This is a genomic window from Caldithrix abyssi DSM 13497, from assembly GCF_001886815.1.
Lineage (GTDB): Bacteria > Calditrichota > Calditrichia > Calditrichales > Calditrichaceae > Caldithrix > Caldithrix abyssi.
Genome location: NZ_CP018099.1, coordinates 204,234 through 224,631, shown reverse-complemented (window position 1 = coordinate 224,631; position 20,398 = coordinate 204,234). Strand labels below are relative to the sequence as shown.

20 protein-coding genes are annotated in these 20,398 nt (G+C 44.1%); 12 read left to right on the top strand and 8 right to left on the bottom strand.

The genetic code is table 11. The annotated features are described in order from the left end of the window. Positions 1-7 precede the first annotated feature (7 nt). Positions 8-1,837 (top strand): glutamine--fructose-6-phosphate transaminase (isomerizing), encoded by a 1,830-nt coding sequence (gene glmS / locus Cabys_RS00910; RefSeq protein ID WP_006927388.1) that lies wholly within the window; start codon positions 8-10, stop codon positions 1,835-1,837. A 38-nt stretch (positions 1,838-1,875) separates the two neighbouring features. Here the strand turns inward: glmS and Cabys_RS00905 are convergent, their stop codons facing one another. The 4 genes from Cabys_RS00905 to Cabys_RS00885 form a co-directional block, all read right to left on the bottom strand. Next, positions 1,876-2,145, bottom strand: coding sequence for a co-chaperone GroES (locus Cabys_RS00905; protein WP_006927389.1), 270 nt, complete (start codon positions 2,143-2,145; stop codon positions 1,876-1,878). A gap of 11 nt (positions 2,146-2,156) precedes the next feature. Further along, positions 2,157-2,408 (bottom strand): glutaredoxin family protein, encoded by a 252-nt coding sequence (locus tag Cabys_RS00900; protein ID WP_006927390.1) that lies wholly within the window; start codon positions 2,406-2,408, stop codon positions 2,157-2,159. 502 nt (positions 2,409-2,910) lie between these two features. Continuing rightward, positions 2,911-3,318 (bottom strand): hypothetical protein, encoded by a 408-nt coding sequence (locus Cabys_RS00890; protein WP_006927391.1) that lies wholly within the window; start codon positions 3,316-3,318, stop codon positions 2,911-2,913. Positions 3,319-3,552: 234 nt separating this feature from the next. Then, positions 3,553-5,139: an IS1182 family transposase gene (locus Cabys_RS00885; protein ID WP_006927392.1), complete on the bottom strand. Its 1,587-nt coding sequence runs from the start codon at positions 5,137-5,139 to the stop codon at positions 3,553-3,555. Between the two features lie 1,161 nt (positions 5,140-6,300). Between Cabys_RS00885 and Cabys_RS00880 the strand changes: the two genes are divergently transcribed. From Cabys_RS00880 to Cabys_RS20545, 11 genes are all read left to right on the top strand, one after another. Then, positions 6,301-7,107 carry an undecaprenyl-diphosphate phosphatase gene (locus Cabys_RS00880; protein ID WP_006927393.1) on the top strand — a complete coding sequence of 269 codons (807 nt, stop codon included), beginning with the start codon at positions 6,301-6,303 and terminating at the stop codon, positions 7,105-7,107. A gap of 12 nt (positions 7,108-7,119) precedes the next feature. Further along, positions 7,120-8,580 (top strand): sodium-dependent transporter, encoded by a 1,461-nt coding sequence (locus Cabys_RS00875; RefSeq protein ID WP_006927394.1) that lies wholly within the window; start codon positions 7,120-7,122, stop codon positions 8,578-8,580. Positions 8,581-8,652: 72 nt separating this feature from the next. Further along, on the top strand, positions 8,653-9,648 hold the full coding sequence (gene holA, locus Cabys_RS00870) for a DNA polymerase III subunit delta (protein ID WP_006927395.1): 996 nt from the start codon (positions 8,653-8,655) through the stop codon (positions 9,646-9,648). Between the two features lie 175 nt (positions 9,649-9,823). Next, a complete protein-coding gene (locus tag Cabys_RS00865) occupies positions 9,824-10,426 on the top strand; it encodes an RNA polymerase sigma factor (RefSeq protein ID WP_006927396.1) in 603 nt (200 codons plus the stop codon). Positions 10,427-10,444: 18 nt separating this feature from the next. After that, complete coding sequence (locus Cabys_RS00860) at positions 10,445-10,978, top strand: zf-HC2 domain-containing protein (RefSeq protein ID WP_006927397.1); 534 nt, start codon at positions 10,445-10,447, stop codon at positions 10,976-10,978. Between the two features lie 113 nt (positions 10,979-11,091). Continuing rightward, complete coding sequence (locus Cabys_RS00855; protein WP_006927398.1) at positions 11,092-12,333, top strand: GAF domain-containing protein; 1,242 nt, start codon at positions 11,092-11,094, stop codon at positions 12,331-12,333. Continuing rightward, positions 12,334-12,525 carry a hypothetical protein gene (locus Cabys_RS00850; RefSeq protein ID WP_006927399.1) on the top strand — a complete coding sequence of 64 codons (192 nt, stop codon included), beginning with the start codon at positions 12,334-12,336 and terminating at the stop codon, positions 12,523-12,525. A 280-nt stretch (positions 12,526-12,805) separates the two neighbouring features. Further along, positions 12,806-13,531 carry a hypothetical protein gene (locus Cabys_RS00845; protein WP_006927400.1) on the top strand — a complete coding sequence of 242 codons (726 nt, stop codon included), beginning with the start codon at positions 12,806-12,808 and terminating at the stop codon, positions 13,529-13,531. A gap of 70 nt (positions 13,532-13,601) precedes the next feature. Beyond that, positions 13,602-14,909, top strand: a complete 1,308-nt coding sequence (locus tag Cabys_RS00840; protein ID WP_225868931.1) for a TlpA family protein disulfide reductase — start codon at positions 13,602-13,604, stop codon at positions 14,907-14,909. A 234-nt stretch (positions 14,910-15,143) separates the two neighbouring features. After that, on the top strand, positions 15,144-15,434 hold the full coding sequence (locus Cabys_RS20550) for a Uma2 family endonuclease (protein ID WP_052304138.1): 291 nt from the start codon (positions 15,144-15,146) through the stop codon (positions 15,432-15,434). Beyond that, complete coding sequence (locus Cabys_RS20545; RefSeq protein ID WP_335647887.1) at positions 15,380-15,664, top strand: Uma2 family endonuclease; 285 nt, start codon at positions 15,380-15,382, stop codon at positions 15,662-15,664. Before Cabys_RS20550 ends, Cabys_RS20545 begins: the two co-directional genes overlap by 55 nt. Before the next feature lie 14 nt (positions 15,665-15,678). Here the strand turns inward: Cabys_RS20545 and Cabys_RS00830 are convergent, their stop codons facing one another. The 4 genes from Cabys_RS00830 to Cabys_RS00815 all read right to left on the bottom strand — a co-directional run bounded on the left by Cabys_RS00830 (position 15,679) and on the right by Cabys_RS00815 (position 20,129). Next, positions 15,679-16,146, bottom strand: coding sequence for a metallophosphoesterase family protein (locus Cabys_RS00830; protein ID WP_006927402.1), 468 nt, complete (start codon positions 16,144-16,146; stop codon positions 15,679-15,681). Between the two features lie 6 nt (positions 16,147-16,152). After that, positions 16,153-17,472: an MFS transporter gene (locus Cabys_RS00825; protein WP_006927403.1), complete on the bottom strand. Its 1,320-nt coding sequence runs from the start codon at positions 17,470-17,472 to the stop codon at positions 16,153-16,155. Between the two features lie 24 nt (positions 17,473-17,496). After that, positions 17,497-18,465 (bottom strand): aldo/keto reductase, encoded by a 969-nt coding sequence (locus tag Cabys_RS00820; protein WP_006927405.1) that lies wholly within the window; start codon positions 18,463-18,465, stop codon positions 17,497-17,499. Between the two features lie 65 nt (positions 18,466-18,530). Next, positions 18,531-20,129, bottom strand: a complete 1,599-nt coding sequence (locus Cabys_RS00815; protein WP_006927406.1) for an aspartate:alanine exchanger family transporter — start codon at positions 20,127-20,129, stop codon at positions 18,531-18,533. Positions 20,130-20,398 lie beyond the last annotated feature (269 nt).

Here is a 20,398-nt window from a genome sequence, read left to right as displayed (position 1 = left end):
AGAATATATGTGCGGGATTGTCGGATATCTGGGGAATAGGGAAGCCGCCCTGATTTTAATTAACGGGTTAAAGCGTTTGGAATACCGCGGATATGATTCCGCGGGCATTGCCACCCTGAGCAATGGCGATATGTTTGTCGTAAAAGAGGTTGGTAAAATCCGCAAGCTGGAAGAGGCCATTGCAGAAAAAACGCCGCCCGGCACCGTGGGCATTGGACACACGCGCTGGGCAACCCATGGAAAGCCCAATCAAATTAATGCGCATCCGCACACCGATTGCAGCGGGAAGATCGTTTTGATCCACAATGGGATTATCGAAAATTACTCCGTCCTTAAACAATTGTTGGAGAAAACCGGCCACTCTTTTAAGTCGGATACGGACACGGAAATTGTCGCTCACCTCATTGAGGAGTTGTACGACGGCACCAATTTTGAACAGGCCTTTCGCGAAGCGCTGCAACGCATCGAAGGCACCTTTGGCATTGCCGTGCTCAATAAAGACGAGCCGGATAAAATCTATGTGGCGCGCAAGGGAAGTCCCATCGTGATTGGCGTGGGCGAGGACGAGTATTTCGTCGCTTCCGATGTTACGCCTCTGATTCCCCATACGCGCAATGTGTTTTATCTGGAAGATGACGAAATGGCCATTTTAACGCGTCAGGGCATCATTACAAAGACCATCCAGAATAAGGTCGTTGAAAAACAGGTGCAGCGAATTACCCTTCAGTTAGACGACATCGAAAAGCAGGGTTTTGAACACTACATGCTCAAAGAAATTTTTGAGCAACCCAAAACCATCATGGACACCATGCGCGGTCGAATTTTGCGTGAAGAAGGCCTGGTAAAACTGGGCGGTCTGGCAGAAGTGGAAGATAAGTTGATGCATGCCGGCAGAATTATTATTGTTGCTTCTGGCACGTCGTGGCATGCCGGCTTGATCGGCGAATACTTGTTAGAAGAGTTCTGCCGCATTCCCGTAGAAGTGGAGTATGCTTCGGAGTTCCGCTATCGAAATCCAATCATCAATGAAAATGATATCATCATTGCCATCTCGCAATCGGGCGAAACGGCCGATACCCTGGCCGCTTTACGTGAAGGCAAACATAAAGGCGCGCTGGTGCTGGGTATTGTTAACGCGGTGGGCTCCACCATTGCCCGCGAAACGCACGCCGGCGTTTACATTCACGCCGGACCGGAAATCGGCGTGGCCAGTACAAAGGCCTTTACATCGCAGGTTACCGCGCTGGTTTTGATAACCATCCTGATTGCCCGTAAAAAATACATGTCGGTTGTGCAGGGCAAGCAAATGCTCGACGACCTGCAAAAGATCCCTGCAAATGTGGAAAAAATTCTCGCTCAAAATGATTACATCAGAGAGCTGGCCGAAACCTATTATTCGCAGCGTAACTTTTTATACCTGGGCCGCGGCTACAACTTTCCCGTTGCGTTGGAGGGGGCATTAAAGCTAAAAGAGATCTCTTACATCCATGCCGAGGGCTACCCGGCGGCAGAGATGAAGCACGGGCCCATTGCCTTAATCGATGAAAACATGCCTGTGGTGTTTATTGCCACTCAGGATGCTATTTATGATAAAGTAATCAGCAATATTCAGGAGGTGAAGGCGCGCAAGGGGCGCGTTATTTGTGTGGCCAATGAGGGCGACGAACAAATTGAAAAGCATGCGGATCATGTTATTTATATTCCATACACCTGCAAGGCATTAACGCCGTTGTTGAGCGTTATTCCCTTGCAGCTGCTGGCTTACCATATTGCGGTACTGCGTGGCTGCGATGTGGATCAGCCGCGCAATCTGGCGAAAAGCGTAACTGTAGAATAATAAAAAGCCCTCTCGATTTGCGAGAGGGCTTTTGCAATTTACTCGACTTTCGCCAAAATATCACTGCGTTGAATGATCAAATATTCTTTGTCACCAACTTTGACCTCGTCGCCGGAGTATTTGGAGAAGATAATTTTGTCGCCTTCTTTAATCTTTTCCTGCAGGTCTTCGTCGGTGCCAACGGCAACTACTGTACCCATGCGGGGTTTTTCTTTGGCCGTATCAGGAATGATAATGGTACCTACCTTTTCCTCTTCCTCTTCAATCAACTCAATAAGAACCCGATCATCTAATGGTTTAATCTTCACAGCACCCTCCTTTACTTTATTCCCAATAACCTGTTAATTTTTGGTTTGTCAAATCCTACAATCGGACGATTATTAATCAAAATTACCGGAACGCCCGATTGACCCGTAATACGCACCATATCTCTGGCGGCACGCTGATCCCTCGAGACGTCTATGTCTTTAAATTTAATTTTTTTTTCTCTAAAGTAACGCTTGGCCGCATTACAAAAACTGCATGTCGGCGTCGTAAAGATAACTACTTTGGGTTGCGCTGTAGCTGGCATTGAGTCCTCCTGTGTTTACAACTTTAAAACTTCAATGCCTTTTGATGATACGATCTGCAAAAAGTTACATGCAACCCATCTGGCCGACTTTGTGTTCTTTAGAACTTATAAATATAGTAAAAAAACGGCAAACCTTCAACAATATTTTTTCCTTGGAATGTCTCCTGAAATTTTTAAGATTACCATATTTTTTCTAAGATCATTTTTACAACTCACCCCCTACCTTCACACTTACTTACACGTTAGGGATGCTCTTGTCCCCCTCTCTTTGCAAAAAGACTCACAGAGCAAGCTCACGGAGCAAGGGCGGGGATTAAGGGGGTGAGTTGCTTTCAAGCCTTTAGCTAAACTATTCCTCTAAATATCAATCGATTGTAAGAAGTTTGATTAAAACTTTGGGGGACATCCAATATTTTTCCGTCGCCAATAGAAAAGCATTGAGTTTGCTGCAAAGATAATGAGGGCGGAAAACCGGCTAAACGAATCGGCTTCCCGCCTTCTTTCAGCTTCCACAACAGGGGATGATGTCTTTTTTAAAAACAAGATAGGCTGTATTGTTACGCGTTTTTATCCTTTTTAAAAATTTGAATCCGCTGCCCTGCACCAACGATTCCAGCATGGGCTTTGCCTCTTCATTGAACAGAATCTTACTGTCGGAATTCATGATTTTAATCAACGTGTCTGCCGTCAGCTCTGTCGGCGGGGCGCCTTCGATCCATAAAACATCAATGAACGCCGTGGAAAGCTCTTCCACCTTTTTCTGGAGGGGACGCCAATCATTAAAGGCAACAATCTCTTCAATCCGGGGCGCCGTAGAAACTTCTTTTACGCTTAATGCCCCATCCTGATTTATTTTAACCACGCGCCACAAGGATTTGGGCAGGCGCAAAAATGGATTTTTTGAGAACATTTTTCTTCCGTTGGTTGATTCTTTTTAGTTTAAGGTTTGATTACAATTTAGATGAAAAGGGACGAAATAGAAAATTTTAATGTTCGAGTTTGCTCTAAAATATGTCATTTGTCATTTTGATCCCGCTCCGGCGAGGCTTATAGAGTTTAAGAGTGTAAGAGTTTATTAGGATACTTCCTCTGGAAGATCAATCCCGCCCGGGAGGCTGTTGCATGGGGGGGGAGGAATTAATGTTTATATTCTCCGATATTGATAATTTTTTCTCATTCTTAAACGTTGGGCAAAATATAGAATTAAAAACGCCAAAATATTCTTTGAAAATAAAATTAATAGATCATCTTTTTCTTGTGATGCTGTTATAAACGCTGCTAAACGTTTCCCTAACATATTTTTAAATAGAACATTAATATTATGCCCAATACACATTAACGTAAATTCACTACGAACATTATTAAGACCAGATAAGGAAAATCCACGATAGCCTAAATTATGCTTCAAATTACCAAAAACAGGTTCAACTGTCACCGAACGCTTCTTTAGTCGTTCCTGCGCCGCTGAAGTTTGTAACTTTTTCGCCATACGTTCGCAATAACTCTCATTAACTGAACGATGGATTTGCTTAACTTTCTTTTTACTGGAAATACATAAATTAATTAAGGGACAGTCCTGACAATCATTGGAACGATATACGATCCGTTCGCTATTCCTCTCAACTGGAAAAAGCTTCTTACCCGCCGGACATTCATAGTAATCTCCCTGTTCATGATACACAAAATCACTTCGTTTTAGTTTTCTTTCTTCTTTTTGCAATTCTTCCTTGGAGGTCGGTGTCTCCTTTATCGAACGATTGGATAACTGGGGATCGGCTATTACGGCATCGATCTGCTTTTCTTCCAATTCTTTTAGGTCTGCGCTATTGTGATAACCGGAATCGGCTGTGTAAGATCGCTTATCATCTGAACCAAGATTCTTCTCTACTTGTTCTTGGATCGGTATGAATTGACCCTGGTCGTTGGGCTGGCTTACCACTTCATGGGCTACAATTAAATGACTCGACATATCTACGCCTAATTGTGCGTTATAACCCGGCCCATCCACCGAAGGCATCATGCGGGCATCCGGCTCTTTTACATTTATTTGATGTCTTGAACGATGTTCTGATTTGAGCTGTTTCTTACGCTCTTTCAATTGGGCTTTACGTTCTAATATCTCTTTCTCTAAGCGCTCAAGCCGTTCTTTCTCCGCTCGAAGAGTTTCTAAATCTAATTCATCCGTGGCCCCCTGTTCTACAAAATTACAGCGCTGCATGTATTGCTTGATCTCTGCTCTTAACTTCTCTATACGTTTGTCTAATTGATCCTCAGTGTAGCCATGACGCTTACTGCTGTGCGCTTTGATTTTCGTGCCATCTATGGCTATCTGGTTGAAACTACTTATGCCTTCGGCCTGGGCAATTAAAAGTATCTCTACAAAATATTGGTCTAATAAATCCAAATGTGCCTTGCGAAAACGACTTAATGTACTATGATCCGGATGCTGATTCCCAGTGATATAAATGTAGCGCGTATCAAATTTACACAATTCCTCCAGCTTACGGGTGCTGGTAATGCCGTTACTATAAGCATAAAACCATAAGGCAAGCATCATGTCTGGGGCATAAGAATCACCGCCTTGCGAACTATAACGGGAATAAAGTGCACTTAAATCAAGGCGCGAAACCAACTCCACTACAAATCGACTCTTTGGATCGTCTCTGGCAAAATCTTCCACACTATAGCCAAAGAGATTCATTTGTGAGCGATTATAAGTAATAAAACTCATGGAATTCCTTTGTTATTACTTGTTTTATCTGTCGCCCAGAATTTACAAATTTTTTGAATTTTACTCAAACTGAATTTGCAACAGCCTCCCGGGCGGGATTTGAAATTTTTGTTTCGTCAAAATGGTTGAATAGTTGATTAGTTGAATGGTTGAATGGTTAGCCTGTCATTTCAAACCTGTTTCTGCAAATGTGGTGAATTCCTGCCACCGTTTATGTAGGGGCGAAGGATTTCCAAGAACAATTCAACGATGGTAAGCATTAATCTTTAGTCATATCAAAAAAACGCTCTGGATAAAGTAGGGTTGGAAATCCTTCGCCCTTACAAGTACGTTCATTCCTGATCTTTTGTCTGGGAGTGAGGATCGAGCGAGCAAGGGTAATTTAATTTAAAATATTCATTGCGCCCTTTGTGACTTCTCTGGTTGCTTGAAATAATTTGTTTAATCATTTTCTGCGATTATTTGCGTAATCTGCCAGAAAATTACTTGGCGCACGTTGCGGTTGATTTTGCTTGCGGCTTTGGTGCCTTAGGACTTTGAAGGTAGTTTTTGAACCTTGATTAAAAGGATTACATGATAGCCTTGATTTTTTGCACGCGATGCTATTTTATTCTCCAAATTTAATGAAAAAGTTAAAAAGCAAAAAAGGAAAATCATGGTAATCCAAAAATCAAGCAAATCCTGGTTCAAAAATTAAATTGTTCATCGGCCGCTCATTTCGAATCCCCATCTAGCTGGATTCGAAAATTTTTGTGCTGTTTTAAAAACTCATCCCCCAGTGCCATTTTTGTCTAGCTTTTGTCTTAAATGTTAAATAATTTTCTGCAATGATTGGCGTAATCTGCGAGAAAATGACTTGGCGCACGTTGCGGTTGATTTTGGTTGCGGCTATGCTGCCTTAGGGTAAGCACATGATAAAAAACACTGCGAAGAAAGCCCACGTACTCTATAATCAAAACTTTCTAATTATTCTGGACAGGAAACGATAAAATGGATAAATTAATTTTTAACTGAATAAATATTTTGAAAAAGTATCTTGCCGGACCGGGGAATGTTGATGTTTTGTCATCTTTGCCCGGACTTGCAAAAAAAATTGTGTGTGCGCATGCAAAAAGGACGCAGGTTGTCCGTAAACTCTAACTCATTTTTTCAGGAGAATACATGGATGAATTAATTAAAGCCATTGTATTGGGGACGATTCAAGGGCTAACCGAGTTTCTTCCTATTTCCAGTTCTGGACATCTGGTAATATTTTCACATCTTCTAAATTTTGAAGGAGCGGGGTTAATGTTCGATGTTTTTATGCACCTGGGGACGTTGTTTTCTATTTTTGTTTTATTCAGAAAAGAATTATGGCAGATGATTATCAGTCCCCTGGCCATGATCCGTGGAAATCCAACCCAAGAGAACCGCTATTACTGGCGCTGGGATTTGTACGTGATTTTAGCTTCCATTCCTGCTGCCGTAATTGGGCTGACCTTTGAGGATCAGATTGAACAAATTTTTGGTAGCGTAATAGCGGCCTTTGCTTTTTTGTTTGTCACCGGTTTAATGATGGCCTCCATTCCTTTTATTAAAAATCGCAGTAAAGATATTACCGCGCCCATGTCTTTTTTAATGGGGTTTGCGCAGGCCCTTGCCATTTTACCGGGTATTTCGCGCAGTGGAAGCACCATCTTTGTGGGCATTTTAAGCGGCGGCGATCGAGAGAAAGTAGCCCGCTTTTCATTTATCATGTCCATCCCGGCTGTAGCTGGCGCCGTGCTCTTAAAACTGAAACATTTAATCGGAAACCCTGTAACTTCTTCGGAATTGATTAATATTGCCTTAGGAACGCTTTTTTCTTTTGCGTTTGGATGCCTGGCCATCTGGTGGTTGCTGGACTTTGTAAAAAAAGGAAAGATTCAGTGGTTCGGATATTACTGCCTGGCGCTTTCAACCGCTGGGCTGATTTATTATTTATTTTAGGGATTTCGGCAAATGGCAAAAAGTAAAGACTTTTTTACTTCCCGTTACGGTCTGATTGCGGCCACCATTGGCATGGCCGTGGGGGCGGGCAACATCTGGCGTTTTCCGCGACTGGCGGGACAATATGGCGGATCTTTTTTAATTCCCTGGTTACTGTTTCTGTTTTTGTGGTCCATTCCACTTTTAATCGTTGAATTCGGCGTCGGCAAAAAAACGCGTAAGGGAACCATAGGCGCATTTAGCAAGATAAACAAGCGGTTCACCTGGCTGGGCTGGTTTGTGGGCTTTTGCACCACCGCCATTTTGTTCTATTACTCAGTGGTTTGCGGCTGGAGTCTGAAATATTTTTTGCTGGCTGTGCAGGGAAAAATCTTTACGATCAATCATGAACAGATGTGGCAGTCGTTTACACATTTTAATCCGGAAGCGCTACTCTATCATTTTGCGGCCATCGCCCTGGGCGTTTTTATAATTTACCGCGGCATTGTACGGGGTGTGGAGCGATTTTCTAAAATTATTGTGCCGTTGTTGTTTGTGCTTTTGCTGCTGGCTGCGGTGCGGGCTATAACGCTTCCAAATGCAGAAATCGGTCTGCATTATTTTTTTAGAATAGAAATGCACCAGTTCTTGAACTATCGCCTCTGGCTGGATGCCCTTTCGCAGTCGGCCTGGTCCACCGGGGCGGGCTGGGGCCTGCTTTTAACTTACGCCATTTACGCCCGCAATCAGGAGAACATTGTGAGCAATTCTTTTCTTACGGGCATTGGCAACAACCTGGCATCGATTCTGGCCGGGTTGGCCATCATTCCCACGGTTTTTGCGCTTTCTGCAAATCTGGATCAAGCTCACGAGGTTCTGGGAGCCGGAAATCAGGGCCTGGCCTTTATTGCCCTGCCACAGTTGTTTGAAAAGATGCCCGCCGGTCTGTTTTTTGTTTCGGTCTTTTTCCTTTCGCTCTTTTTTGCCGCTCTTTCCAGTCTGATCTCCATGATCGAACTGGCTACGCGCGTTTTAATGGACTTTGGCCTGAAGAGAAAAAGAGCCGTGTTGAGCATCGGATTGGCCACTTTTCTGTTCGGCGCCCCCTCGGCTCTTTCACTCGAATTCTTTAATAATCAGGACTGGGTGTGGGGGCTGGGCCTATTATTAAGCGGCCTGTTTTTTGCATTCGTTGTAAACTGGATTGGGGTGGAAACCTTCTTGAGCGAATGGGTAAATTTAGATTTAAAACGCCGTGGGTTAAAAATTGGCGGAACGATTTTGTTCAAATTTTTAATTCCCCTGCAGTTTGTAGCCATGCTGGGCTGGTGGTTCTGGCAGGCGATTCAGTGGAACCCTGAAACATGGTGGCATCCCTTGCGTACGTACAGTCTGGGGACGACCCTCCTGCAATGGATGGCGGTTATTGCAGCAGGGCTGTGGGCAACAAAACATTTTGTCAGGTGGCTTGCGGCGGTAAAAGAAACTGAATAGGAGCGTGTGCGGGCGATGTGAAAGACGTGCGCCGTAAAATCTTGAAATTAATTGATGTTGGGAGAAGAGAGGATGAAGACACCCGTACAGGTGTTAAAAGAAATTGATGAAAATCGCATCGATTCCGTTTATTTTTTAGTTGGCGGAGAAAAGTTCTTCCACGATCAGGTGATTAATGCGCTTTCACGCAAGTTATTTACCGATCGTGGCAGTCGCGATCTCAATGAAATCACACTCTACGGAACGGAAAATACGCAGTCGGAAGTGCTGTCGCAGTTTAGCGCCTATCCCATGCTGGCAGACAAAAAACTGGTCATTGTGCGCGAATTCAATAAAATGAAAATAGAAGACGATGCGACGTTCAAGAAATATCTGACAAAGCCTCCAAAATTTTCGGTTCTTGTCTTGTGCGCCAGCGAAGCGCCTCGAAACAAATTTTTTAAATCTCTGGCAGAAGCAGCCACGGTGGTGGATTGCAAACCCATCCGCGAAAATCAACTGCCGGAATGGGTAAAACAATATTGCCACACACTGGGGCGGGGGATTGAAGACCAGGCGATTCATTTTTTAGTGGCCAATGTGGGCAATGATATTTTGACGTTAAAGAACGAAATCGAAAAAGTGATCAGCTTTAAGACAGACGAAGGGCCGATTACCGTTGATGATTTACACGAGACCTCCGGCGTTTACCGTGAGGCCAATATTTTTGCCCTGCAAAAAGCGTTGGCCCAGCGCCAGCTTGGCAAAAGTTTGAATATTACACATCAATTAATGGAAGCCGGAATCGATCCGACAATGATAAATGCGGTCTTATTCGCCTTTTTCAGAAAATCGTTAATGGCTGCATCGTTGAGGCGCCAGGGATTGAACATCCGGCAGGTCGCTCAAAAGATGAAAATGGCAGATTTTCAGATGCGCGATATTAATGTTGTTTTGCAAAAATACAATTTCGACCAGATTAAGAAGGCGATTAAATTATTAAACGATTTTGATCTGGCGCAGAAGGGAATTAAGTCTTCCAGTTTACAACATTTGGAACTTTTGTGTTACCAGATTTGCAGATTGTAATTTTGGAGTGTATTTTTAAATAAAGCAAGAATAAAAAAGGTTTCTGCCGACGAGAAGAATTCTGAATGTTGTGAATCGATCGCGAATTATCGAAGATCTGAAGCGAAAGAGGCAGAAATATTAAAATATTTCGGAACTTATTTTTTTTAAGTTGTGTTAAACAGAAAGTTTGTACATGGTAAAAACGGAAAAGGACTTAAAGACAAAGGATTCTCCGACAGACGAAGAGTTAATTGCCCGTTTTCAGCAAGGCGATAATTACGCCTTTGATTTGCTGGTAAAACGCTACAAAGATCCTTTGATGAATTTTGTATTTCGCTTTGTCGGAGAAAGAGAAGAAGCGGAAGATATAGTCCAGGAGACATTTTTAAGGCTATTTAAAAACAAGCACTATTATCGCGAAATAGCCAAGTTCTCGACCTGGATTTACACCATTGCCGGTAATCTGGCAAAAACTGAGCTGCGCAGACGCAGAAGGCGAAAATTACTGTCGATCAGTTCATTCATGACCAGTGAAAAGGATTATGATATTCCGGACGAAGAGAGTAATCCTGAAAGAGAAACCAATACAGTGGTTACCGATAGGATCATCCAGAAAGCGATTGATAAATTGTCGCCGAAATTTAAGCAGGTTATCATCCTGCGCGATATTCAGGGGTTTTCGTATGAAGAGATTGCAGAAATTGTTGGCATTCCTCTGGGAACCGTTAAATCGCGTGTCAACCGGGCACGATTAAAATTGCAAGAGGACCTAAAACATTTGATGAATGAACAATAAATCAGGGAGAGATAGCCTATGATCAGTTGTGATACTGCAAAACGGATGTTATCCGATTACATTGAGAGTAACCTCCCATCTGAAGATCAAGCCGCAGTGGATGATCATCTAAATCATTGTGCGGAGTGCAAGCACGTTTTCGACGATGTCATGTTTCTCACCGTAAAGCTGCGACAATTGCCTCCCATTACGACTTCAGAAGATTTTGATTCGCAATTACGATTAAGGATTTCCGGAGAGTTTTCCAGTGAATCGCCTTCGACATTCAACAAACGAAGCTTAACCTTTGGGCTGTCTGGCGCCGCGTTAATTGCCATGATTACCTTTTTTGTTCTGACGACACTCAATACGCCCACAATTACGGTGCAAGAAACGGCAACACCCGGGAGGATGGCACCTCAGCAACAACAAATGGCGTCTCCCATTCTGGCTCAACCATCCATCACCAAGTCGAATATGCGTACTTTTCAGAATCGACAGGATACGGTTAAAAATAATCCGGCTGTGATTGATAGGGACCAGCTCAAATTGGTTGACCAGGAAAAGCACTAAGTTTTGAATAAAAGGATTGTAGCTGGCAATCCTTTTATTTTATTATCCCGCCATTGCCTTAAGTACTTGTATTTCAGTAAATTTATTCTTAATTTAACAGGCTTTATTAAGGTATGAGTTCATCGGTGGTTTATTTTGTCGTTCTTTTTTTGTTAACGTTTGTTGGCATTTTTGTCAATCCGGAATCCTGGGGAGCCTGGGGCCGGCTATTGTTCAAGATTTCGCTCTTTGGCGGGATCAGCGTTATGCTTTATCGTTTATGGAGCGAATATCAGGATGAAACAGAAGAAGATGAGAGTGAAGTCCCTGATGAGCAGCAATTAACCAGAAATCAGAGTCCGTTCTTTGACAACCAGGCGGCCTTGTTTTCCCGGGCCCTGCAAAAGAATCCGGAAGTGATGGATCTATTAAAGAAACAATTTTCGGTGATCTGGAACTTGATTCTGCCTCACAATGGATTTTTACTTTTAATGCTACCCAAACGGGAAATCGTCCTTTTACACAAAATAGTACGGAACGATATCTTTCGTTCTCCTAAAAATAAACCGATTCCCGTTTTAAATTTGATCGATAGCGCGCAGGGCTTTTTAGTGGAAAACCACGTGCAAAACGGATCCAATCTGATCCCGTTTTATGTTCCACAGTCCTATGTTCCGCGTTCTTTTCTGGCCTTTCGTACCGAGCTGGCAGAGGAGCTGTATTTGTACTGGTTGTTTGATGCGGAGCTGGCAGATTTTTTTAATGAAGAAGACCGGGCTACTCTTAACAAGATTAATGACCTGACCATGACGTATTTATCAAATGTCTTAATCATGGAAAAACTGAAAGAGGAAGCCCACGAAAAAAGCAAGATGCTTGAGCTGATGGAGGAGGTCGCATCCACCAAAAGTTTAAGAACGGCCGTTGAAAGATTTTGCGACTTTTTGGTGCATGAATTCCAGGCCAGCAAACTGACTATCGCCTTCAGGAAAGATTTTGACCTGAACCAGGCGCGCGGTATGGTGTTTTATGCTATCGGCAAAGAAGACCCATTCAAGGCCGGAACCGAATTTGTGCTTGAAGAGGGATTGAACGGCTGGGTAATATTGAAAAATCGCCCCTATTTACTGGATGATATTGAGAAGGGCGAATACTTTGTGCCGCGTTTCAGCCGCCAGGAAAAAACTAATTACGGCCTGCGGGCCTTTTTATCGGTGCCTGTTGAATATCAGGAACAGGCCATCGGTATGGTCACCCTGGAAGATGAAAAATCCGGGAAATTTAAAACAACAGACAAAGAGCGCCTTCAACGATATACGGCGCTATTTTCGAATGCAATAAACCGATTAATATATGAAAAACAAGTTGGAGGATAAATGGCAAAGAAACAAGATTTTGCAAGCAAAACGATGAAATCCAAACACGGCAAAACCTGTCCCGTGTGCGGCGAGGCGTACACCTATGTTAAAGTGGTAAATACCGAACCAAGCCAAAAAGAAGGCTCTTATCGTTTTGCCGAGCAAATTGTTGCGGTTTGCAAATGCAATGAAAAAGAAGTGTACGCTTAAGCGCGTATTATCTGGCCGTTTCACCATAGCCCTGTCGTTTTGGATGGGGCTTTTTTTTGCTGAAATGCACGACGATTGAAACGTGAGATCGCTTTAAAAAGGATAATTTGTCATTTTTTAGTAGAATAATATTGTGTCCACCCGCTCTGTCTTTTCCATGAACGTTTGCAGTGAGTTTTATGGATTCGTGCCTCCGAAATTTTTGCCTTGATTTTTATGCCGTGCCATAATTAGTTTGTAGGTAAATTAATAACCAACGATCATTACGGTAGGTGCACAAATGAAACAAAAGACCTTGATTGTGTTTTTGAGCGTATTAATGACTTCTTGCTACTACGCCCCCAAACCCCTTTACCTGCTGGAAGCCGAAAAAGATCAGGGATTCTGGCTGTGGGGAAAGTATTACCAGGTGCAGCGCAAGGACAGCTTAGAAGTTGCGCTTGCTTTCGACCGCTCCTGGCAGGATTATTACGTATTCAATGTGTTTATTGTCAATGGCAAACGAAAGCCGGTGGTGATATCTCCGGAAAATTTCTTTTATCAAACGGCCATGATAAGTGATAAGAAGATTGTCGTCGAACGGACACTGGCGGTGAATCCCGAACAACAGCTACAAAAAATTTATCTGCAGCAAGCGCGGGAGATAGCCCATTACAAAACAGAACAGGGCAACAGAGCGCTTGTTTCTTTTTTTGAATCTTTGAGCGATCTGGCCGCTGCAGATGACGACGAACGCACAAAGTCTTTAAACGCCTTAGAACGAGATGTGGAGGATGTTAAAAGCAATCTGGAGCATGATAAAACCTTGCGTTCCATCAATCAACTGCGCAGGCAATGGGCTGATCAGGCATTGCGTAAAACCACATTGCCGCCGGGATTCCAGATTCAGGGGAATCTCTTTTTCCCGGTCAACGCCAGATCCTCTAAAATCATTATCCATTTTTCGCATGAAGATGTGGATTTCTCTTTCAAGTTCAAACAAATCGTTAAAAACAGCGTCCCATAATTAAAATTTAAAACTAACGTTGTTAAGGAGGCTCGTTTTGCCCAGAATGGTTTCAGCCTTTTTTTTGGCTGTGTTTTGGTGTTCTATTGTTTTAGCCGCCGCGCCCGATACACTGCTGATAAAAACCGAAAAGCACAAAGGATTTGGCCCCTTCAGGCACGGCGTACATCCCTTAAAAGCATTGGAAAAGGATAACCCATGGTATCATGCGCAGCCTGAAATTAAAGGGATTCCTGACAGCCTTGAAAATTTATTGGTCGCCTATGAAGAGGTGGATTTTCTGCAACATGCCTATCAAAGTTTTAAAAACGGGAAAATACCAGAGGAGCGGTATCAATCTTTGCAAAAGATGAGTGCATTCGATGCGGGCATGAATTTTGTCTCGGACAAACCTTTAAAGGTATTGATTCCTGTGGCTGCTGGATTTGATAGTAAGGGGCGGCTAGTTGTCATTGCGGATAGAAATAACAATTATGATCTGAGCGATGATCCTGCCTACGTTGTTCCTACTAAACTGCCGGGACAGTTATACTGGGGAAGGTACCACGACGGCCTACCGTTTGCGATCGATTACGAGTATTTTGATGGTAGTCAGATAAAAAAGGGGACAACATGGCTATATGTGGATTATGATTTTTCGACCTATCATCTTCCCGATTCAGCGCTTAAAAAAAGGCCGCTGCAAATTGCGACAAACTTTGCTGAATACCGCTCAGGAAGATTTGAATTAAACGGCAGCAAATATGAGCTGGTCATTTATAATAGCCGCCCTGTTTATCGAGGCTCCACTCGTTTAAAAATTAAGAAGATTTCAAAAAATGATTACCGTGCGAACTATTCCAATGAAATTAAAGTCGGTGAAAAAATACAAATAGGCGATGTTTTCTACCGCTTTGAAAAGGTGTTAAGGGCGGGAGAATATGTTAAACTGGTCAAAGTCTCGGAGGTTGAAAAAGATTCTGGCGTTGAGGTAGGATTGCAGGCCCTACCTTTTTCGGCAGCAGCGCTGGATGGCAAAACAATCGATCTGAAAGCGCTGCGAGGAAACTATGTTTTGCTCAATTTCTGGGGAACGTGGTGCAAACCGTGTGTTTCTGAAATTCCATTATTAAAGGAAATTTATCAAACCTATTCCGATAAAAATTTTAAATTTATTGGCATTGCCAACGATGAACGAATAAAGGTAAAAAAATTTGTAGAACAGCATAAAATTCTCTGGCCGCAAATTGTGCAGGAAACGTCTAAAGAAATCATTAACCTGTATCAGGTAAAATCATATCCGACTACGTTTTTGATTGATCCTGAAGGCAAAATTATTGAAAAAAAAATCAGAACCCAAAGACTGAAACAAAAATTAAAAGAAATCTTCGCTTTTTAAGCGGCAAGCAGGAGTAAAATTAATGAGGTAATATTTTACTATCGCTTAAGTGAATGGTAAAATGAGTTCTGAAAAATATCTTAACTTCCTCAACCAGTCTTAGACATGCGCAATGGGACTAAGTAAGAATTTTATTGACAAAGGCGTTGTTATTGGTATGGGGATGCAAGCGATTCTACTCTTTACTTCTCTGATCTATTTGATTAAATTCTACCAGTAAACAGAGCGAATCCCATGACAGTCAAAGAAACAGCGCCCAGATATGCATTGAAAAAGAAGGTGTTTACCTATCAGGATTATCTAAACCTGCCTGCTGACGACTCCCACTATCAGTTGATTAGAGGAGAGTTGGTTATGACGCCAGCTCCTAAAATTGTCCATCAAAGAGTAAAGCACGCCTTGATTTCACCTGTGTCAGCCCAACGTTCTGGCGAAGTGTTTGGCGCCCCCTGTGACGTTTACCTCGACGAATACAATGTGTTACACCCGATATACTCTTCATTGCCAAAGAAAATCAAAAAATAATCACAGAAGACAACATTAAAGGCGCGCCGGATTTAATTATAGAAATTTTATCGCCTTCCAGCGCCTATTACGATCTGGTGGGAAAAAAGGAGTTGTACGAACAATTCGGGGTAAAAGAGTACTGGATTGTCGACCCCAAAAAACTGCGCACAGAACGACAGAGGAACATTGTCTCCACAATCATAAAAGATCTGCAGATAAACTTAGGAACCATCTTCTCTCAGGTCTGATATTTTCGTTTAACTTAAAAATATTTGAAATCTACTTTAATATTTTCATTCGAAACAACCATGATGGCCACGGATTTTGCCTTGCCGTAACGCGGCTGGCTGGCGCTGCCCGGATTGACAAACAAAATATCTTTAAAGCGCGCCTGTTCTGCGCGGTGTGTATGGCCGAAAATGACCACATCGACATTTTTGTCCATCTTAAACAATTGAAAGGCAAAGGTCTTTGGCGAACTCACGATGTGTGTCAGGCAGACGTAGAATTTTTGCAGCCTGAAAAAATTCATGCGCTTATAGCGGCTAACCAGCGGAAAACGATCGCTGTTGCCGTAAACGGCTTTAACCGGCGCAATGGCCGAAAGCTCGGCAATGACCTGTTCATTACCGATATCGCCGGCATGAAGGATGAGCTCCACGCCTTCAAAAATGGAAAAAACTTCCGGCGCCAGATAGCCGTGCGTATCTGAAATCAGTCCGACTTTCAATTTACCTCAGGGCCTTTCTAAAACTCCACCTAATTTTCGATCTTCTCTTTTCAGTAATAGCGCAAAAAACAGGCCAAATAATCCCAGGCTGGCAAACATTAGCATGCTTGCCGTGTAGCTGTGCGTTTTATCGCGCAGCATGCCGTTCAAATATGGGAACAGGGCCAGGCCGATGTTCTGTATGAAGGTAATTAAACCAAAGGCGGTGCCCACCAGTTCTTTTTTAACGATCAGCGGCACCGAGGGCCACATGGCGGCCGGAACCAGCACAAAGGCCGCGCCAAGAATGAGCATCGAGTAGGCAGGATAAACATGGGTTAAGCCCATCATGAGATAGCTGGGAATCATCAAAAGAGAGCCAAAGATCATTAACGTGGCGCGTTTGCCCACTTTATCCACCAGCTGACCGGCAAAAGGGGCCAGCACCATGGAAGCGAAAATAATGATCGAAGAGATGCCGCCGGCGGTGCTGAACATGTGCAGAAAGTTGTTAAAGGCCTGGTTAAAAAATCCGCCTCCGGTGGGCGCCACGCGGGCAATACCCCATTTATCGACAAAGAAATCTGTGGAAAGAGCGGTAAATGGAAAGATGGCCGAATAAAACAATACGCACAACATGGCAATGTACCAGAAAGCCGGACCAAATTTCTTCACATCGCTTAAGACCAGTTTTTCTTCGGCGCCAGTCTCTTCCAGCTCCAGCGCTTTTTCGCCGTAACGATCCATCAAAACGTAAACGATATTGGAAATCAGCGAAAGCAGGCAGAACAACATGGCCGCAATCAGCGCATAACGATAACCGCCAAAGTGGTGAACGATCAATTCGCCGGTATTAAAGCTGAATAACGTTCCCAGACGGCTGATGGTTAAGGCAATGCCGAAGGAGAGAGCCAGCTCTTTGCCTTTAAACCAGCGCGCAAGAATGGCCGACTGGGCGACGACCAGCGGCTCCGAACCGGCGCCAAAAATAAAGCGGCCAGCAAAAACCAGCGGCAGGCTCCCGCCAAAAGCGACCAGCAACGAACCCAAAAAAACCAGCGTGGAAAAGATCATGCTGGCCATACGCGTGCCCAATTTATCGATTAAAAAACCGCCAATCAGCACCGACATTATGGCGGCAATGCTGTAAACGGTGTACAGCGTTCCAACAGTTTCGCGCGAGGCGCCAAGATCCTTGATAAGGGTGGGCGCAATTGCTCCGATAATGTCGTAAGCAAAGTAGCTGCCAAATGTGAGCATGGAAACAAAAAACAAAACAGTAAAACGATAAACACGAGAAGCCGGATTTAGCCATCCCCTGGCTATGGTTGTCGATTGACCGGTCATGTTTTTCCCTTTCTAAAAAAAGCATTAGACGTAAAAATTACGAATCCAGCGATGCCTGGCTAATGTTTTTATCAGGTCTTCGGGCAGCGCCCCTTTTTCAACCGCCCGAATATTAGACAGTAAATGTTCCATTTTACGAACGCCCGGGATAACGGTGGTAACGGCGTCAAAAGAGATAACAAAACGCAAAGCCGCCTCTGCAAGGGATTCCGTTGTATCGGCAACATCTTTCATGATTTCCTGAACGCGCTGCCAGACCTGCTCCTTTCGATCGTCGCGAAAATAGCGGTTGCGAAAGTCCTTTTTGGGAAAGGTGGTTTCCGGACGGACATTGCCGGTGAGCGCGCCTTCGTCGAACGGCACGCGGGCGATGACGCTGATGTTGTTCTTCAGGCAGTAGGGGAATAGTTCATCCGCAGGAGACTGATCAAACAGGTTAAAGATCACCTGGAAAGCATCTATTAAACCGCTTTCAGCCGCTTTGATCCCGTTGGTGGGTTCATGGTCATTCATGGAAATGCCGAAAAAACGCACCTTGCCCTCTTTTTTCAGGCGTAAAATGGCTTCTTTCCATTCGTCCCTTTCGGCCCAGGCGTCCGACCAGACGTGAAATTGTTGCAGATCGATGTAATCGCGCTTAAGATTGCGCAGACTGCGTTCGGTGATTTGAATGATGTGATCCGCAGGAAAGCAGTCTTCCAGTTTATAGGAATCTTTGGCCGGCCAGCGAAAGTTTTTAGGAGGGATTTTGGTGGTAATGAACAGATCGGCAGCCGCCTCCTTTTCCACTTCGCCCAACAACTTTTCGCTATGCCCCATCCCGTAAACCAACGCCGAGTCAAAAAAATTGATTCCCTCATCAATGGCTTTGTGCAACACGCGTTTGGATTCTTTGTCGTCGGCACCAATCCACATGGTTTTACCCATGCCCCAGGTGCCCACGCCCAGGCGTGATACTTTTTGCTCGGATTTGTCAAATTGACGGTATTCCATTTTCCGTTACTCCCAATCGAACTGATTAATAGTATTCGAAAAATCAATATGATGCAAAAATTTGCTTAAAACAGGGCCATGATTTTAGCCCAGATAATCATCAAAATCATGGCAAAGGGATAAACCGTTGCGTACAGAATGATCGGTCGCTGCGATTCGGTCATGCTTGCGGCCGCGGCCAGGCCGGGGCTGGAGGTCATCCCACCGCTGATGATGCCCATCAGGTCGAGTAAGTACAGTTTGTATTTTTTTCGCGCCCAGATAGAAACTAAAACCATGGGCAACACGGTAATCAGGGCGCCCATTAAAATGAGTTTGGGGCCGGAGGTCTGAACTACCTGCACCACTTCTGCGCCGGCCTTAGTGCCCACCACCGCCAGGAAAAATGTTAGCCCCAGGTCGCGCATGAAGGTAATAATGGGCACCGGCACCTGCCAGATGACCGGCCCCACCTTGCCACGGTTGCTGAGGAAAAGTCCGGCAAACAAAACCCCGCCGGTAAGGCCCAGGCTAAAGGAAAAGATACGGCCGATGGAAAAAGGAACCAACCCGATTAATACGCCGATCAAAATGCCCATAGTTATGGCAAACACATCGCCGTATTCTATTTTTCTCATTTCGTCGCCAAACAACTGGCGAATTTGCTCCATCTGGTCTGCCTCGCCCACCACGCGAACGCGATCGCCCCATTGTAATTTCAGTCCGGGCTCTGCGGTAAATTCAAGACCGCCGCGTCGGACGCGCGTTATATTGGCGTTAAACCGTTGGCGCAGATTTAATTCGCTGATGGTCTTTCCCACTATATCGCGATTGGTTAAAATGAATTTGCGCGATTCAAAGCGGCTGACATCAGGCAGTGGCTGTTCGCTCTCTTTACCTAAAAAGGGAATAACCGCTTTAATCTGCGCCTCCTCGCCTATGATGCGCACCACGTCGCCCACGTGTAATTCGGTGTCCGGCCCGGGAATGACGATTTTTCCTTTTTGCGAAATGCGCGAGATGACGGTGCCAGTTGTCTGAAAGAAATGTAGATCGGCTAAGGTTTTGCCTTCCAGCGCCTGATTGGTGATGACCACCTCTTTGCGTAAAATGGGTTTTTTCTGCTTTTGTTCTTCCTGTGTTATCTTTTGATCTTCTTCTTTAATACTGCTGCGAAAAATGACGGGCATTAATTTAATGAACAGGATGACGCCAATCACGCCAAAACTGTAAGCCAGGCCATAGCCGGTAGAAGTAAGGGTGGAACCGGTTGCTTCCTGGGCGGCGGCCAGCCCGGGCGTGCTGGTCAGGGCGCCGGTGAACAGGCCGACGGCCAGGGCCGTGTTCACGTCCAGAAGCTTTGCCAGAATAAGTGTTAAAATGGCCCCGGATGAGATGAGAACGAGTACGATCAAATTGAGTTGAAAGCCCTGTTTTCTGGAAATGTTGAAAATTGAAGGACCGGCCTGCAAACCAATGGCATAAATAAACAATATCAATCCCAGTGTCTGAAACTCCCCGGGCAGGCGGAAGCCGAAGTGGCCAAAAGCCATGGCAACAAAAAGAATGCCAGATGTTTCCAGAGAGAAATTAAAAAGACGAATTCTGCCCAACAAAAATCCGAAAACGATAATCAGAATCAATAAAAAAACGGCGTGACTGTGTAAATAGGCTGAAACTTCCATTTATCTCATTGTCCCCTGTTTATTTCGAAATTTGTTTTGTATTAAACTTAATATCTTAAACCGAATAAACAAAGTTTTTAAAACCATAGTTCGCAATTTTTTTTGATTTATTTAAAGAGTTTTACGCTATGGTTGCAAATACGCGGCTAAAAAACTCAGAAGTGATCCTAAAACAAAGCGCAAAGTACGACAGGACTTAACAGCGTAATATGTAACGCGCGACGTGTAATGATTTACCTCCGTAAACCAAAGTGTTTATAATCAACGAT